This window comes from Kitasatospora sp. NBC_01560 (assembly GCF_045208415.1).
Lineage (GTDB): Bacteria > Actinomycetota > Actinomycetes > Streptomycetales > Streptomycetaceae > Kitasatospora.
On sequence record NZ_CP109364.1, the window covers coordinates 8,311,551 to 8,327,233 of the forward strand.

The 15,683-nt window shown below is 73.2% G+C and carries 13 protein-coding genes; 10 read left to right on the top strand and 3 right to left on the bottom strand.

Annotation, left to right across the window (positions count from 1 at the left end):
• Position 1: 1 nt before the first annotated feature.
• Genes OH807_RS35815 through OH807_RS35830 form a run of 4 tightly spaced genes read left to right on the top strand, consistent with a single transcriptional unit; the run spans position 2 to position 3,519 of the window.
• Positions 2-1,222, top strand: a complete 1,221-nt coding sequence (locus OH807_RS35815; protein WP_406207909.1) for a hydroxymethylglutaryl-CoA synthase family protein — start codon at positions 2-4, stop codon at positions 1,220-1,222.
• A gap of 25 nt (positions 1,223-1,247) precedes the next feature.
• A complete protein-coding gene (locus OH807_RS35820) occupies positions 1,248-1,487 on the top strand; it encodes a phosphopantetheine-binding protein (protein WP_406207912.1) in 240 nt (79 codons plus the stop codon).
• Positions 1,484-2,746, top strand: a complete 1,263-nt coding sequence (locus OH807_RS35825; protein WP_406207915.1) for a beta-ketoacyl synthase N-terminal-like domain-containing protein — start codon at positions 1,484-1,486, stop codon at positions 2,744-2,746. Before OH807_RS35820 ends, OH807_RS35825 begins: the two co-directional genes overlap by 4 nt.
• A gap of 11 nt (positions 2,747-2,757) precedes the next feature.
• Entirely contained in the window at positions 2,758-3,519 is a 762-nt protein-coding gene (locus tag OH807_RS35830) for a thioesterase II family protein (protein WP_406207918.1), read from the top strand.
• 72 nt (positions 3,520-3,591) lie between these two features.
• On the opposite strand, the gene OH807_RS35835 is transcribed toward OH807_RS35830, so the two are convergent.
• On the bottom strand, positions 3,592-4,671 hold the full coding sequence (locus OH807_RS35835; RefSeq protein ID WP_406207920.1) for a hypothetical protein: 1,080 nt from the start codon (positions 4,669-4,671) through the stop codon (positions 3,592-3,594).
• A gap of 767 nt (positions 4,672-5,438) precedes the next feature.
• On the opposite strand from OH807_RS35835, the gene OH807_RS35840 reads away from it, so the two are divergent.
• On the top strand, positions 5,439-6,410 hold the full coding sequence (locus tag OH807_RS35840) for a TrmB family transcriptional regulator (RefSeq protein WP_406211359.1): 972 nt from the start codon (positions 5,439-5,441) through the stop codon (positions 6,408-6,410).
• A gap of 154 nt (positions 6,411-6,564) precedes the next feature.
• Here the strand turns inward: OH807_RS35840 and OH807_RS35845 are convergent, their stop codons facing one another.
• Positions 6,565-7,314: a FadR/GntR family transcriptional regulator gene (locus tag OH807_RS35845; RefSeq protein ID WP_406207923.1), complete on the bottom strand. Its 750-nt coding sequence runs from the start codon at positions 7,312-7,314 to the stop codon at positions 6,565-6,567.
• A gap of 403 nt (positions 7,315-7,717) precedes the next feature.
• On the opposite strand from OH807_RS35845, the gene OH807_RS35850 reads away from it, so the two are divergent.
• From OH807_RS35850 to OH807_RS35870, 5 genes are read left to right on the top strand one after another with little or no spacing between them, the layout of a single operon-like run.
• Positions 7,718-9,160 carry an amino acid permease gene (locus OH807_RS35850; protein ID WP_406211360.1) on the top strand — a complete coding sequence of 481 codons (1,443 nt, stop codon included), beginning with the start codon at positions 7,718-7,720 and terminating at the stop codon, positions 9,158-9,160.
• Complete coding sequence (locus tag OH807_RS35855) at positions 9,157-10,515, top strand: glutamine synthetase family protein (RefSeq protein ID WP_406207926.1); 1,359 nt, start codon at positions 9,157-9,159, stop codon at positions 10,513-10,515. Before OH807_RS35850 ends, OH807_RS35855 begins: the two co-directional genes overlap by 4 nt.
• Complete coding sequence (locus tag OH807_RS35860) at positions 10,512-11,234, top strand: gamma-glutamyl-gamma-aminobutyrate hydrolase family protein (protein ID WP_406207928.1); 723 nt, start codon at positions 10,512-10,514, stop codon at positions 11,232-11,234. Before OH807_RS35855 ends, OH807_RS35860 begins: the two co-directional genes overlap by 4 nt.
• Positions 11,231-12,604, top strand: a complete 1,374-nt coding sequence (locus OH807_RS35865) for an aldehyde dehydrogenase family protein (protein ID WP_406207931.1) — start codon at positions 11,231-11,233, stop codon at positions 12,602-12,604. Before OH807_RS35860 ends, OH807_RS35865 begins: the two co-directional genes overlap by 4 nt.
• 5 nt (positions 12,605-12,609) lie before the next feature.
• Positions 12,610-13,377, top strand: a complete 768-nt coding sequence (locus OH807_RS35870; protein WP_406207933.1) for a 3-oxoacyl-ACP reductase — start codon at positions 12,610-12,612, stop codon at positions 13,375-13,377.
• A 60-nt stretch (positions 13,378-13,437) separates the two neighbouring features.
• Here the strand turns inward: OH807_RS35870 and OH807_RS35875 are convergent, their stop codons facing one another.
• On the bottom strand, positions 13,438-15,498 hold the full coding sequence (locus OH807_RS35875) for a discoidin domain-containing protein (RefSeq protein WP_406207936.1): 2,061 nt from the start codon (positions 15,496-15,498) through the stop codon (positions 13,438-13,440).
• Positions 15,499-15,683: the final 185 nt, after the last annotated feature.

The window sequence follows — 15,683 nt, forward strand, 5'->3', positions numbered from 1 at the left end:
GATGGGCTACGGCATCGAGGCGCTCAACGTCTACGCCGGGGTCGCGCAGATCCCCGTCCCGGCCCTGTTCGCCGGGCGCGGGCTCGACCCGGAGCGGCTGGCCAACCTGGCCATGCGCAACCGCTCCATCGCGCTGCCCTTCGAGGACCCGGTCACCAACGCCGTCAACGCGGCCCGCCCGCTGGTCGAGGCGCTCGACCCGGCCGACCGGGCCGCCATCGAGGTGCTGGTGACCTCCACCGAATCCGGCCTCGACCTCAGCAAGTCGGTCGCCTCCTACGTCCACGAGCACCTCGGGCTGAGCCGCAACTGCCGCCTGCTGGAGGTCAAGCAGGCCTGCTACGCGGCCACCGGCGCCCTCCAGCTGGCCGCCGGCTACCTGGCGTCCGGCGCCTCGCCCGGGGCGAAGGCGCTGATCGTCGCCACCGACGTCGCCCTGGTGGACGAGCGGGCCGGCTACGCCGAGCCGGCCACCGGCCACGGCGCGGCCGCCGTCCTGCTCGGCGACCGGCCGACCGTGCTGGAGCTGGACCTCGGCGCCTTCGGCCTCTACAGCTACGAGACCCTCGACTCCGCCCGGCCGACGCCCGAGTTCGACATCGCCGACGTCGACCGCTCGCTCTTCGCCTACCTGGACTGCCTGAGCAACAGCTTCGCCGACTACCGCGGCCGGGTGGAGGGGGCGGACTTCCGCACCACCTTCGACCACCTGGCGATGCACACCCCGTTCAGCGGGCTCGTCCGCGCCGCGCACCGCAAGCTGATGCGCGAGGCGGGCGCCGACGCGGTGCAGGCCGAGGCGGACTTCGCCCGCCGGGTGGGGCCGTCGCTGGAGTACCCGGCCCTGGTCGGCAACCTCTGCTCGGGCTCGGTCTACCTGGCCCTGGCCGGGCTGCTCGACCACGCCCCGGTGGACGGCCCGGCCCGGGTGGGCCTCTACTCGTACGGCTCCGGCTGCTCCGCCGAGTTCTTCAGCGGGGTGGTCGACGAGGGCTCCGTCCGGGCGGTCCGCGCGATGGACATCGGCGGGCGGCTGGCCCGCCGGCGCGAGCTGACCTTCACCGAGTACGCCGGGCTGCTGCCCGAGAACCTGCGGACCCTGGTGCCCGTGCAGGACCGCGTGGTCGACCTCGACCGGTACGCCGAGTACCTGCCGCAGGACGGCCCGCTGCTGGTGCACACCCGCACCAAGGACTACCACCGGATGTACGAGTGGCGCTGAGAGCTGCCAGAACGGAGAGACGACGATGAGCGACGCGGTCCTGATCGCGATCCGCCGCAGCGTGCTGGAGGTCCTCCCGGACCTGGACCCCGATGCGGTCACCGAGGAGGTGTCACTGACCGACCTCGGGGCGAACAGCATCGACCGGGTGGACGTGGTCACCATGACGATGGACGCGCTGGGCATCAGCCTGTCCGTCACCGAGTTCACCGACGTCCACGACATCGGCTCGCTGGCCCGCCTGCTGCGCGGGCACCTGCGATGACGGAGGTACTGGTCACCGGGGCGGGGGTGCTCTGCGCCACCGCCCCGGACACCGACGCCTTCGCCCGCGCGCTGCGGGCCGGGACGTCGGGGATCGGCCTGCGCACCGTCGACGGCGACTACCCGGAGCTGCGCCCGCGGCTCTGCGCCGACCTGCCCGGCTTCGACCTGCGCACCGCGGTGGCCGGGCGGGCCGCCGCGCTGCGCAGGTCGGCGCTGCGGGTCGCCGGGCGCTCACCACTGTCGGTGCAGGCGTCGGTGACGGTCGCCCTGGAGGCCTGGGAGCGCTCCGGCCTGGCCGACCGGCCGGTGCCCGGCGAGCGGGCCGGGCTGATCGTCGCCGGGCACAACCTGGGCGGCCGGTACGCCGAGGAGGTCCGGCACCGCTACACCGGCAGCCCGGTGCACCTGCCGGCCCGCTACCCCCTGCAGTTCATGGACACCGACCACGTCGGGACGGTCAGCCAGCTGCTCGGGCTCACCGGGGAGGGCTACACCGTCGGCGGCGCGTCGGCCAGCGGCAACGTGGCCGTGATCAACGCGGCCCGGCTGGTCGCCGCCGGCGCGGTGGACGTCTGCCTGGTGCTGGGCGCGCTCACCGACCTGTCCGACATGGAACGCCAGGCGTTCTACAACCTCGGGGCCATGGCCGGCGGGCGGGGTACCGCGCCGCAGGAGTCGTCACGGCCGTTCGACGCCGACCACGAGGGGTTCGTCCCCGGCCAGGGCGCGGCCTGCCTGGTGCTGGAGTCCGCGGCGTCCGCGGCCCGCCGGGGCGCCGAGGTCTGGGCCCGGCTGGCGGGGTACGCGCTGCGCCTGGACGGCAACGGCCTGGCCGACCCGAGCCTGACCGGAGAGGCCGAGGTGATCTCCAGGGCGATCCGGCAGGCCGGCCTCACCCCGGACCGGATCGACTACGTGAACGCCCACGGCACCGGCTCGCCGCTCGGCGACGAGACCGAACTGGCCGCGCTGCGCGAGGTGTTCGGGGAGGGCGCCGGCCGGCCGTGGGTGAACTCCACCAAGGGCCTGGTCGGGCACTGCCTCTGCGCGGCGGGCGTGGTGGAGGCGGTGGCCACCCTCCTCCAGATGCGCGGGCGTTTCGTCCACGGCAACGCCAACCTGCGGCGGCCGCTGGCGGCCGGCGCGCGGCTGGTCGGGGGGCGCTCGCGCCCGCTGGCGATCGGGTACGCGGTGTCCAACGGTTTCGGCTTCGGCGGCTTCAACACCAGTGTGGTGTTCGGGCGTCCGGGAATGTAGGGAGAGCGCAGATGCATCCAGTGGTCGAGTCCCGGTGGCTGGCCGGCGAGGCGGGGGTCCGTGCCGACGCCGCAGCCGTCCGGCTGTTCTGCTTCGCGCACGCGGGCGGCGGCGGGGTGGCCTTCCGGCCGTGGCGGCAGGCCCTGGCCCCGGACGTCGACGTGCGGCCGGTGGTGCTCCCGGGGCGGGAGTCCCGGGTGCGCGAGCTGCCGTACCGGCGGGTGGAGCAGCTGCTGGACCCGCTCTGCGAGGCGCTGGAGCCGTACCTCGACCGGCCGTACGCCTTCTTCGGGCACAGCCTCGGCTCGATCCTCGCCTACGAGGCGGCCCGCCGGTTCTCGGCGGCCGGGCGGGCACCGGAGCTGCTGGTGGTCTCCGGCCGGCGCGCGCCGCGGCTGCCGTCCGGGCGGCGGCAGTTCTCCACCCTGCCGGACGCCGCCTTCCTCGACGCGCTCGGCGAGCTCGGCGGCACTCCGCCCGAAGTGCTGGGCGAGGCCCAGCTGTTGAGGATGCTGCTGCCGACACTGCGGGCGGACTTCGAGCTGAACGAGTCGTACCGGACGCTGCCCGGCGGGCGGCTGCGCTGCCCGGTGGCCGCGTACATGGGCGTGGACGACCCGGAGGTGGACGCCGGCGAGCTGCTGGCCTGGCAGGGCGAGACGACGGGGGAGTTCACCCTGCGGGTATTCGCCGGCGGCCACTTCTACCTGAAGGACGCGGGCGCCGGCGTGCTCGGGGCGCTGCGGCAGGACCTGGCCCGGGTGCGGGCCTGACCGCGGCCGCGGTCCCGGCCCCGGCCCGGCCCCGGCCCTGCCCCGGTCGGGACCGGGCGGCCGGGGCCGCCGTCAGATCCAGTCCCGGCGGGCCGCGTGCACCCCGAAGGCGAACCGGGAGGTCACCCCGGCCCGGTCCATCAGCGCGCTGACCACCCGGCGGACGGTGCGGACGGAGGTGCCCAGCTGGCGGGCCACCGCGTCGTCCTTGGAGCCGGTGGCGAGCAGCCGTACCACCGCGCGTTCCGCCGAGGTGCAGCCGCCCGGTTCCGCCGCCCCGGTGCGGCCCGTCGGCCGGCCGAGCTCCCAGCGCGCCTCGAAGAGCGAGGTCAGCAGGGCCACCACGGCCGGCTGACGGAGCACCAGCGCCCCGTCGGCGGGCCGCCCCGGCGTGCGGGGCACCAGCGCGGTGCGGCCGTCGTAGACGATCATGCTCATCGGCAGCTCGGGGGCGAGCCGCACCAGCGCACCGGCGCAGCTCGCGACCCTGGCGTACTCCGCGACGGCCTCGTCGAACTCGATCGCCTCCAGGTACAGCGCCCGCACCCGGACGCCCCGGCCCAGTGGTTCGAGGTCCAGCGAGCCGTTGAGCGCACCGCCGGTCCGCTCCGGGTTCGCGAACGTGCGGAAGGAGACCACCTCGTGCCGGGCGCCGGCGGCGAGGTCCTGGAGCCGGGCGTGGACGGCGGCGGGGTCGGGCAGCACTTCGGAGTCGTCCGGCTCGCCGCTGCCGGAGCCGACCCCGTAGGCGGAGAGAATCGACGAATACGTGTTGACCGTCTCGCGCAGATACCGGCGGCGCTGCTCCAGGATGTCCCGCTCGCGGGTTATCAGCCGGTGCATCGCGGTGAGCGGGCTCAGGGCGACGAGCGATTCGTTCCCGGTGCTGTAGCGGGAGAGGAGCCCCAGGTCGGCCAGCCGGTCGAGAACGCAGCGGGCCGAATCGACGGTGCAATGGAGCCGGCGGGCGAATTCGGCGAGATCGAGACCGGGTTGGCCGATCAGCAGATTGTAGGCGGCGGCGGTGACATCGTCGGTCTCGTAGTCGCCGGGGACACCTTGGTTCGGGCCGGAACCGCCGGCGGCGAAACCGTTCGGGTGGAACCCACGGGCCGGTTCGGGGTAGATCTCGACGCCTGGCGGAGCGGTCATCCGCGGTCTCCCGGGCTCTGATGGGGTGCGGTAGGTGTGCGGACCGGTGCCGGGCTCCCCGGCGGCCTCCCCGGTGCCCGGCCGGCAGCTTCCTGCCCGGACGGTCGGAGCGGCGCCGGGATTCCCCCGGATTCGGCGCGTGATGATTCCGATGCACTGCGGAGCGGGTGCGGCGCGGTCCGGACGCGAAGGGCCCGCCGGGCGCACGGCCGGCGCGCGGAGACCGGGGCCGTGCGCCGACCGGCCACGACCTGCCTGCGGTCCGGTGCCGGCCGGGACGCTTCACCGGTCGGCACGGGCGCCGCGCCGCTCGGCGCGGGTGCGGTCTCAGTCCCAGTTGAGGTTCTCGGAATGACCCGGCGCGACATCCCAGTTGAGGTTGGAGCCGTTGTGGAATCCGGCGGACACGGCGGCTGGTGCGGAAGTGACGGCGAGGGCGGGAGTGGCGACGGAAAACACACACGTGAGCACGAGACAGGCACCGGTGGCACGAAGGGTACGGGCAGTGGCAGCAGACATGGAATGCCCCCAGAAGGAATTTCCGGCGGGTGATCCTCGGAAATGAGGCCCCCGCGTTCCGTGCCCACAGTCTGGTCAGCGTCTCGGCGGCGGCGGAAGAGGCCCGGGCTGGCAGCAAAATCCCGGTGGCCACTGAGTGCCACGGGCGACCGGTTTGCCGGGATCGGTGGCTCGCACCGCTTGGAGGCGGCATGATGTCTGCATCACAAGGGCGGGGACCGTGAACGGGGGCTGTCGGCGTGCTGGAGATGCTGGGCCTGGACGAGCGTACCGAGACCGTCTATCGGATGATGCTGACTCATCATCGTTGGGGCATAAAGGAGTTGGCGCACCAGCTCGGGATGACCGAGGACGAGTTACGGGCGGCGCTGGACCGTCTGACCGACCTCCGGCTGCTGATCGAGTCCGCCCCCCGCGGGGAGGTCGCGCCGGTCAGCCCGGAGGTCGGCCTCCAGTCGCTGCTACGCCGCCGGCAGGAGGAGCTGCAGCACCGTCAGGAGGAGGTCGAGCGATGTCGGATCGCCATCACCTCCGTCCTCGACGAGTACGCGGACCTCTACGCGAACAGCCAGCGCCGGCACGCCGAGCAGCTGATCGGGATCGACGCGATCCAGGCCCGGATAGGGGATCTCGCCGCTCAGGCCACCTTCGAGTGCGTCACCTTCAACCCGGGCGGCGCACAGTCCGCGGCCAGCCTGGCGGCCAGCAAACCGCTCGACGAGAGCGTGATCGGCCGCGGCGTGATGATGCGGACGGTGTACCTGGACAGCGTCCGCAACGACTCGCTGACCGCGGAGTACGCGGACTGGCTGACCGGCCTCGGTGGCGAGGTGCGCACGGTGCCCGCACTGCCCGTCCGGATGCTGCTGATCGACCGCCGGGTGGCCCTCGTCCCGGTGGATCCCGCCAACACCCGGAAGGGCGCCGTCCAGCTCACCGGCGCCGGCGTGGTGGCCGGCCTCGTCGCCCTGTTCGAGGTGGTCTGGCGGGACGCCACCCCGATGGGGGCGTGTACCGAACGCAACGAGAAGGGCCTCACCGGCCAGGAGCTTGAGCTACTGCGGCTGCTCGCCGAGGGCTCGACCGACGCGGGGGCGGCCACCAGGCTCGGGCTCTCGCTGCGGACGGTCCGCCGGATGATGGCGGACCTGATGGAGCGCCTCGACGCCCGCGGCCGGTTCGCCGCCGGCCTCCAGGCGGGCAAACGCGGCTGGCTCTGACCCCGGCGGTCCCGGCAACCCGAACGGTCCCGGCAACCCGAACGGCCCCGGCAACCCGAACGGTCCCGGTGGTCCCGCGGGTGCCACCGTGCCCGCAGGTCCGGCCGGCTCCACCGGCGCCGGCCGGTGCCCGGTGCCGCTCCGGCGGCCGGGCTCAGCCGAGGAAGCCCCGCAGCAGCGCGGCCGTCGCCGCCAGGTGTTCCTCGGTGGCCCGCCGGGCGGCCTCGCCGTCGCCGTCCAGGATGGCGCGGACCATCGCGCGATGCTGCTCGCCGGCGTGCTCGATGTTGCGCTCCAGCATCGGGATGGCGTTGAGCAGGTCGTTGAGCCGCATCCGGGCCTCCGCGATGCCCGCCGCCAGCGTGTGCGAGCCGGTCAGCTCGCCCACCGCGAGGTGGAAGCGCGAGTCCAGCTGCCGGTACTGCTCCGCCGGTGCGCCCTCCAGGTCGGCCAGCCGGCCCTCCAGGTAGGAGCGCTGCCCGGGGGAGAGGGTGCGCCGGGCGGCGGCCTCGGCGGCGCCGGTCTCCAGCACCAGCCGGTAGGTCAGCGCGTCCTCCAGCTCGCCGCCGAGGTCGCGGACGGCGCGCCGCAGGTCGGTGACGTCGGGCGGGGGCATCCGGTAGGTGACGAAGGTGCCGCCGTAGCGGCCGCGGCGCGGCTCGACGCAGCCGGCCTGCTGGAGCGTGCGGAGCGCCTCGCGCAGCGTCTCGCGGCTGACCCCGAGCCGGGCGGCGAGTTCGCGTTCGGCGGGCAGCCGGTCGCCGTGGCCGAAGACGCCCAGCTTGATCGCCTGGAGCAGCCGCTCGACGGTCTCCTCGAAGGCGTTGCCGGTCCGCACGGGCCGGAAGATCGCTCCGGCCTGCCAGTCCCCGCGCGCCTGTTCGCGTGCCTCGTCGACGTCCACGCCGGAATCGTACCCACGGTCGACCGCCGGGGCGGGCGCGCCCGTCTCCCGGCGGCGCGCCCGGGCCCGCGCCCGGGCCCGCTCCCGGGCCCTCTCCCGGGCCGTCTCCGGGCCCGGCTCTTGACGCGGCCCCGGCGGGGGGTGAACGATGCTGCTCACCACCCCAATGGTCTGGTTCCAGACCATTGAAGAGCCGTCGGACCGTCGACCCTGCGGACGGCCGCGCCACACCGCAGTGGCCGCGCGCCGCCCCGCACACCCTCAACCCCCAGGGGTGCCCATGACTGGCGAAAGCTCACCCGACCACCCTTCCCCGCCGGTGTTTCCGGCAGGCGCACCGCCCGTTTCCGCCGACGAACAACGCCTCCAGGAGCTCGGCTACACCCAGGAGCTCGCCCGGTCGATGTCGGGCTTCTCCAACTTCGCCGTCTCCTTCTCCATCGTCTCGATCCTCTCCGGCTGCCTGACCCTCTACGGGACGGGCATGAACGCCGGCGGCCCCGCGATGATCATCTGGGGCTGGCCGGTGGTCGGCCTGCTGACGCTCTGCGTCGGGCTGGCGATGGCGGAGATCTGTTCCGCCTACCCGACCGCGGGCGGGCTGTACTACTGGTCCGCCAAACTGGCCCGCAGCCGCGGCCCCGCGTGGAGCTGGTTCACCGGCTGGTTCAACTTCCTCGGGCAGGTCGCGGTCACCGCCGGCGTCGACTACGGCGCCGCCTTCTTCACCAACGCCTTCCTCAGCCTGCAGTTCGGCTTCTCCGCCACCCCCGCCCACACCGTGGAGATCTTCGCCGTCATCCTGCTGCTGCACGGCCTGCTCAACACCCGCGGCGTCCGACTCGTCGCCTTCCTCAACAACCTGTCCGTCTGGTGGCACCTGGTCGGCGTCGCCGTCATCGTCGGCGCACTCGTCCTGCTGCCCGACCGGCACGCCTCCGCCTCCTTCGTGTTCACCGAGTTCGTCAACAACACCGGCTTCCACAACCAGCTCTACGTGGCCATGCTCGGCCTGCTGCTCGCCCAGTACACCCTCACCGGCTACGACGCCTCCGCGCACATGACCGAGGAGACCCGCGACGCCGCCCGCTCCGGGCCGCGCGGCATCGTCAACGCCATCACCGTCTCCCTGGTGGCGGGCTGGATCCTGCTGCTCGGCATCACCTTCGCCATCCGCGACTACGACGGCGCGCTCCACAGCGCCACCGGCGTGGCACCCGCCCAGATCTTCATCGACGCGATCGGCACCAACGGCGCCGAACTGCTGCTGCTGATCGTCATCGGCGCCCAGTTCTTCTGCGGGATGGCCTCCGTCACCGCCAACTCCCGCATGATCTACGCCTTCTCCCGGGACGGCGCGCTCCCCGGCTCCGCCCTCTGGCACCGCATCGACCCGCGCACCCGGACCCCCACCAACGCGGTCTGGCTCGCCACCGGCGGCGCCCTGCTGCTCGGCCTGCCCGCGCTGTGGAACTCCACCGCCTACACCGCCGTCACCTCGATCTCCGTGATCGGCCTCTACATCTCCTACGTCGTCCCGGTCTACCTGCGGCTGCGCCAGGGCGATGCCTTCCCGCGTGGTCCCTGGCACCTGGGCCGCTGGAGCGGGATCATCGGCACCGTCGCGGTCGGCTGGACGGCCGTGATCACCGTCCTGTTCATGCTGCCCACCGTCAGCCCGGTCACCACCGAGAGCTTCAACTACACCCCCGTGGCCGTCACCGCGGTCGTCGGCTTCGCCGGCCTCTGGTGGCTCGCCTCCGCCCGCCACTGGTTCACCGGCCCCCGGATCCACGAGACCCCGCCGGGCCCGGCCGCCCTCGACGCCGAACTGGAGACCCGATGAACAGCCCCCGGCTCAGCCTCGACGAGCTGCGCACCCGCGTCGCCGACGGCTCCGTCGACACCGTCGTGCTCGCGATGACCGACATGCAGGGCCGCCTCCAGGGCAAACGCGTCGCCGCCGAGTACTTCCTCACCGACGTGGTGCCGAACGCCGCCGAAGGCTGCGGCTACCTGCTCGCCGTCGACGTCGACATGAACACCGTCGACGGCTACGAGCTCTCCTCCTGGGAGGGCGGCTACGGCGACCTCACCTTCCGCCCCGACCTCGCCACCCTGCGCGCGGTGCCCTGGCACCCGGCCACCGTCATGGTGCAGTGCGACGTCACCCACCACGACGGCACCCCCGTCGCCGTCTCCCCGCGGCAGGTCCTGCGCCGCCAGCTCGACCGGCTGGCCGGCTACGGCTGGCAGGCGCACGCCGCCACCGAGCTGGAGTTCATCGTCTTCCGGGACAGCTACGAACAGGCCTGGGACAAGGACTACACCCGGCTCACCCCGGCCAACCAGTACAACGTGGACTACTCGGTGCTCGGCACCGGCCGGATCGAACCCCTGCTGCGCCGGCTGCGCAACGGCATGGCCGGCGCCGGCCTCACCGTGGAGTCCGCCAAGGGCGAGTGCAACCTCGGCCAGCACGAGATCGCCTTCAAGTACGCCGACGCGCTCACCACCTGCGACGACCACACCGTCTACAAGACCGGCGCCAAGGAGATCGCCGCCCAGGAGGGCTACAGCCTCACCTTCATGGCCAAGTACGACGAGCGGGAGGGCAACTCCTGCCACATCCACCTCAGCCTGCGCGACGACGACGGCCGGCCGGTGTTCGCCGGGGACGGGCCGCACGGCTTCTCCCGCACCATGGAGCACTTCCTGGCCGGACAACTCGCCTGCCTCGCCGACTTCTCGCTCCTGTTCGCCCCGACCGTCAACTCCTACAAGCGGTACGTGCCCGGCAGCTTCGCGCCGACCGCGATCGCCTGGGGGCGGGACAACCGCACCTGCGCGCTGCGGGTGGTCGGCCACGGGCCGTCGCTGCGCTTCGAGAACCGGGTGCCCGGCGGCGACGTCAACCCGTACCTCGCGGTCGCCGCACTGATCGCGGCCGGCCTGCACGGCGTCGAGCAACAGCTCACCCTCGAACCGGAGTTCACCGGCAACGCGTACGCCTCCGACGCCCCCCGGGTGCCGGCCAACCTGCGCGACGCCGTCACCGCCTTCGAGCAGAGCGCCGTCGCGGGGGAGGCCTTCGGCAAGGACGTCGTCCGCCACTACGCCCACGCGGGCAAGGTCGAACTCGCCTCCTACGACCGGGCGGTGACCGACTGGGAGCGGCGCCGCGGATTCGAGCGGCTGTGACGGCGCCGACGCCGGACGGCCCGCCGCGGCCGCTGATCGGCATCACCAGCTACCAGGACGAGGCCGCCTGGGCGGTCTGGCACCAGCGCGCCGCGCTCGTCCCGCAGACCTACGTCGACGCCGTCTCCGCGGCGGGCGGCACCCCGGTACTGCTGCCGCCGCAGCCCGGCGGGGCCGGCCGGCTGCTCGACGTGCTGGACGGACTGGTGCTCGCCGGCGGCCCCGACGTCGACCCGGCCCGCTACGGAGCCGCCGCCGACCCGCACACCGGGCCCCCGCACCCCGCCCGCGACGACTGGGAACTCGCCCTGCTGCACGGCGCCCTGGAGCGTGACCTGCCCCTGCTCGGCGTCTGCCGCGGCATGCAGCTGCTGAACGTCGCGCTCGGCGGCACGCTCCGCCAGCACCTGCCCGAACGCAGCCACCGGATCGTCCCCGCGCGCTTCGTCCGCCACCGGGTCGACGTCCGCCCGGGCACCCGGGCGGCCGCCGTCCTCGGCCCGGCCGCCGAGGTCTCCTGCTACCACCACCAGGCCGTCGACCGGCTCGGCACCGGACTGCACGCCACCGCCCACAGCGCCGACGGGACGGTCGAGGCGCTCGAACTGCCCGGCCGGCGCTTCGCCCTGGGCGTCCAGTGGCACCCCGAGACCGACCCCGACGACCCCCGCCTGTTCCACGCCCTCGTCACCGCCGGCCACAAGGAGAGCGCCCGATGACCGAACCCGACCTCTTCGAGGTGGTCAACCCGGCCACCGAGGAGGTGATCACCACGGTCGAGCTGGCCGGCCCGGCCGAGACCGACGCCGCCGTGGCCCGCGCCCGGGCCGCCTTCGACACCTGGCGCCGGGTCGCCCCCGCCGACCGGGCCCGGCTGCTGCGCGCCTTCGCCGCCGCCGTCGACGCCGACCGCGAGCACCTCGCCGCCCTGGAGGTCGCCAACGCCGGCCACACCATCGGCAACGCCCGCTGGGAGGCCGGCAACGCCCGCGACGTCATCGAGTACTACGCCGCCGCCCCCGAAAGGCTGTTCGGCCGCCAGATCCCGGTGGCCGGCGGCCTCGACGTCACCTTCCAGGAACCGCTCGGCGTGGTCGGCGTCATCGTGCCGTGGAACTTTCCGATGCCGATCGCCGCCTGGGCCCTGGCCCCGGCCCTCGCCGCCGGCAACACCGTGATCGTCAAACCGGCCGAACTCACCCCGCTGACCGCCCTGCGCCTGGGCGAACTCGCCCTGGCCGCCGGGCTCCCCGAGCACGTCCTGCAGATCCTGCCCGGCCGCGGCCCGGTCGTCGGCCGGCGCTTCGTCACCCACCCCGACGTCCGCAAGGTCGTCTTCACCGGCTCCGGCCCGGTCGGCCGGGAGGTGATGGCGGGCTGCGCCGCTCAGGTCAAGCCGGTCACCCTCGAACTCGGCGGCAAGAGCGCCAACCTCGTCTTCGCCGACGCCGACCTCGCCAGGGCCGCCGCCACCGCCCCCTACGCCGTCTTCGACAACGCCGGCCAGGACTGCTGCGCCCGGTCCCGGATCCTCGTCGAGGCCTCCGTCCACGACGAGTTCATGGCCCTGCTGGAGCCCGCCGTCCGGGCCGTCCGGGTGGGCGACCCGTCGGACGAGAAGACCGAGATGGGCCCGCTGATCTCGGCCGCCCACCGGGCCCGGGTCGCCTCCTACGTCGGCGCCGACGCGCCCGTCGCGTTCCGCGGCAGCGCCCCCGACGGGCCCGGCTTCTGGTACCCGCCGACGGTGCTGGCGCCCGTCCGGCCCGACGACCCGGCCTGCACCGAGGAGATCTTCGGCCCGGTGGTCACCGTCGTCCCGTTCCGCGACGAGGAGGACGCCGTGCGCCTCGCCAACGCCACCGAGTACGGCCTCTCCGGCTCCGTCTGGACCAGGGACGTCGGCCGCGCGCTGCGGGTGGCCCGCGGCATCGAGGCCGGCAACCTCTCCGTCAACTCGCACTCCTCGGTGCGCTACAGCACGCCGTTCGGCGGCTTCAAGCAGTCCGGCCTGGGCCGCGAACTCGGCCCGGACGCGCTCGACGCCTTCACCCAGACCAAGAACGTCTTCATCTCCACGGAGGAATGATCACCATGACGCAGCGACTCGACGGCCGGGTGGCCGTCATCACCGGCGCGGGCAGCGGCATCGGCCTGGCCACCGCACGCCGCCTCGCCGCCGAGGGGGCCAAGGTGGTCTGCGCCGACCTCGACCCGGAGACCGGCGCCAAGGCCGCCAACGAGGTCGGCGGCCTCTTCGTCCAGGTCGACGTCACCGACGAGCCGGCGGTCGAGGCCCTCTACCAGCAGGCCGTGGACACCTACGGGCGGCTCGACATCGCCTTCAACAACGCGGGCATCTCCCCGCCCGACGACGACTCCATCCTCACCACCGGCCTGGAGGCCTGGAAGCGCGTCCAGGACGTCAACCTGACCAGCGTCTACCTCTGCTGCAAGTACGCGATCCCGCACATGCAGCGCCAGGGCAAGGGCTCCATCATCAACACCGCCTCGTTCGTCGCGGTGATGGGCGCGGCCACCTCGCAGATCTCCTACAGTGCCTCCAAGGGCGGGGTGCTGGCGATGTCCCGCGAGCTGGGCGTGCAGTTCGCCCGCGAGGGCATCCGGGTCAACGCGCTCTGCCCGGGCCCGGTCAACACCCCGCTGCTCCAGGAACTCTTCGCCAAGGACCCGGAGCGCGCCGCCCGCCGGCTGGTGCACATCCCGCTCGGCCGGTTCGCCGAACCCGAGGAGATCGCCGCCGCCGTCGCCTTCCTGGCCTCCGACGACTCCTCCTTCATGACCGCCAACACCTTCCTGGTCGACGGCGGCATCTCCGGCGCCTACGTCACCCCGCAGTAGCGGCACCGCATCCGGCGGCGCCGGGGCCCGGGATCGCCCGGGCCCCGGCGCCGCCGCCGGTCAGCTGCTGTGGACACCCACCTCGTACAGCGAGTAGCCCCACTGGGTGCCGCGCTGCACCCCCTGGATCCGGACGTAGCGGGCCGGGACGGGTGTGAAGAGCGCGGTGTCCAGACCGCCGTCACCGGTGGTGGTGGACCACACCTGCCGCCAGTTGGTGCCGTCGGTGGAGACCTCGATCCGGTACGCCCGCCCGTAGGCCCGCTCCCAGTCGAGGATCACCCGCCCGACCAGGCCGGTGGACCCGAGATCCAGCTGGAGCCACTGGTTGTCGTTCCAGTCGCTCGCCCAGCGGGTGCCCCGGTCGCCGTCCACGGCCCGGCCGGCCGCGTAGCTGGTGAACGGGTTCCACTCCGCCGAGCCCGCCGTCGCGCTCGCGCCCGCGGCCAGGTTCACCGCGGCCCGGTGCTGCTCCGACGCCCCCCAGGTGGTGAGGTAGGACTCGGCGCCGCGGAACAGGTCGTCCAGCACGTCCTGGCCGCCGACCTTCCGGATGGACTCCAGCCAGTCCGGCACCAGGCCGTAGTGCGCGGCGCCGTCGGTGTTGATGTCCCAGGTGCGCGCGCCGGTGGTCTGCCGGTCGACGAGCGAACCGCCGTCCGCGGTGCGGAACGGGTACTGCACCGCGCCGGGGGCGTCCGCGCCGCGCGGGCCCGGCCAGCCGCCGACACCGTTCATGTCGGTCCCGTAGCCGTAGCCCACGTGGTACTTGTCGCGCAGCGCGTCGGTGCGCTTCGCCTCGTTGCTGAACGCCTCGGCGCCGTTCATGTACTGGGCGACGAAGCCGCCGAGCCGGTAGACCCGCTCGATCCAGTCGAGGTCCATCCAGCTGTGCGAGGAGATCACGCCCGGGTACGACTCGGACTCCATGATGTCGAAGGACCGGCCGGCGGCCTTGACGCTCATGTGGTCGACCTCCAGCATCATCCTGCGCTGCATCATCCCGCGGACGGCGTACTCGCCGAGCTCGGTCAGACCGCGGGAGTTGCACTGGGCGTCCCCGGCGTAGGCCGGTACCGTTACGCCCGGCGGCAGCTGCGCCTGGGCCGCGAGGGCCGGGGCCAGGCCGATCGGGTTGTCGTGCTGCGGACCGGTGCACTTCTCGGTCTGCCAGAAGGTGCCGGTGGAGAGGAACTGGCCGACGTTGATCGCCGTGCCGAGCGCGCCCTCGTCGAAGCGCACCCCGCAGAGCGCGTTGTCGAACTTGTGGCAGAGGAACATGCTGCGCACGCCCAGCCCGTACAGCTCGTCCAGGCCGCGGTCGATGTCGGCCTTGCTGCACTGCGGGACGTCCAGGATCTGCTTGCAGCCGAAGGGTTCGGAGGTCTCCACGCCCAGGACGACGGCGAGCTTGCCCTGCGCCACGACCGAGCGGGCCTGCGCGCTGTCGGTGACGATCCGGAACCAGCCCTTGCCCGGCCCGCCGTACATCGAGTCGATGTAGGACTGCAGCTCGTACGTCTTCTGCGCCTCCAGCCGGATCGCCGTCATCTCGTCGCAGCTGCGGTCCTTGAAGAAGTAGACCGAGCAGATCACCCCGTTGGTGACCAGGTCGTTGACGAGGACCCGCTGACCGCCGCGCCAGGCCCGCTCGATCCAGGCGTAGTAGTTCTGCTGGTGGGTCAGCGAGTCGTGGGCGGGCCAGTCCGCGAAGGTCGGCCAGCCGACCGGGTCGTGCTTCCCGTCACCGCCCTTGGTGACGAAGTCGAAGATCGCGAGCGAGCCGTCGGGGTAGTGCTCGGGACAGTCCTTGAGCGCGTCGGCGATCCCGGCGGGGGAGAAGGACTGCCCGCAGATGAGCCGGCCGCCGAATCCCTCGTTGGCCATGATGTGGTCGTGTGCGTCGACGAAGCCCCGGACGTGCCCCTGGGCGTCGGTGCCCCGGAACGGCTCCCCGGTGACGCCGATCTGTGAGTCCGGCGAGGGTCGTGCGGTCGGGTTCCACCAGCCCTGGTCGCCCTGCGCCCCGGGGGCCGGGGCGGCGAGCACCAGGGTGGCGAGTGTGAGCAGAGCAGCCAGTAACGCGACGAATCCGCGCCGTTGATGGGGCAGTTGGGTCATGGGCACCACCCAGGTCCGAGATGAGGGGGTGGCGCGGTCGGGGGCGGACGGGTGCCGTCCGGGCACGCGGACGCCCGTCCGGGCCGGCTGTCATGGACCGCGCACTCGGTGTGACGAGAATCGCCACTGTTGGAAAAGTAGTCAATAGCAGCGACCGGAACGGGTGTTCACCGCATTGTTCGGCC

What these genes read in the sequence shown, in the direction of transcription:
- OH807_RS35840 (WP_406211359.1), top strand. Translation starts at nt 5,439, where the DNA reads ATGCTGGGCCTGGACGAGCGTACCGAGACCGTCTATCGGATGATGCTG.
- OH807_RS35820 (WP_406207912.1), top strand. Translation starts at nt 1,248, where the DNA reads ATGAGCGACGCGGTCCTGATCGCGATCCGCCGCAGCGTGCTGGAGGTC.
- OH807_RS35870 (WP_406207933.1), top strand. Translation starts at nt 12,610, where the DNA reads ATGACGCAGCGACTCGACGGCCGGGTGGCCGTCATCACCGGCGCGGGC.
- OH807_RS35865 (WP_406207931.1), top strand. Translation starts at nt 11,231, where the DNA reads ATGACCGAACCCGACCTCTTCGAGGTGGTCAACCCGGCCACCGAGGAG.
- OH807_RS35830 (WP_406207918.1), top strand. Translation starts at nt 2,758, where the DNA reads ATGCATCCAGTGGTCGAGTCCCGGTGGCTGGCCGGCGAGGCGGGGGTC.
- OH807_RS35825 (WP_406207915.1), top strand. Translation starts at nt 1,484, where the DNA reads ATGACGGAGGTACTGGTCACCGGGGCGGGGGTGCTCTGCGCCACCGCC.
- OH807_RS35835 (WP_406207920.1), bottom strand. Translation starts at nt 4,671, where the DNA reads ATGACCGCTCCGCCAGGCGTCGAGATCTACCCCGAACCGGCCCGTGGG.
- OH807_RS35815 (WP_406207909.1), top strand. Translation starts at nt 2, where the DNA reads ATGGGCTACGGCATCGAGGCGCTCAACGTCTACGCCGGGGTCGCGCAG.
- OH807_RS35875 (WP_406207936.1), bottom strand. Translation starts at nt 15,498, where the DNA reads ATGACCCAACTGCCCCATCAACGGCGCGGATTCGTCGCGTTACTGGCT.
- OH807_RS35855 (WP_406207926.1), top strand. Translation starts at nt 9,157, where the DNA reads ATGAACAGCCCCCGGCTCAGCCTCGACGAGCTGCGCACCCGCGTCGCC.
- OH807_RS35850 (WP_406211360.1), top strand. Translation starts at nt 7,718, where the DNA reads ATGTCGGGCTTCTCCAACTTCGCCGTCTCCTTCTCCATCGTCTCGATC.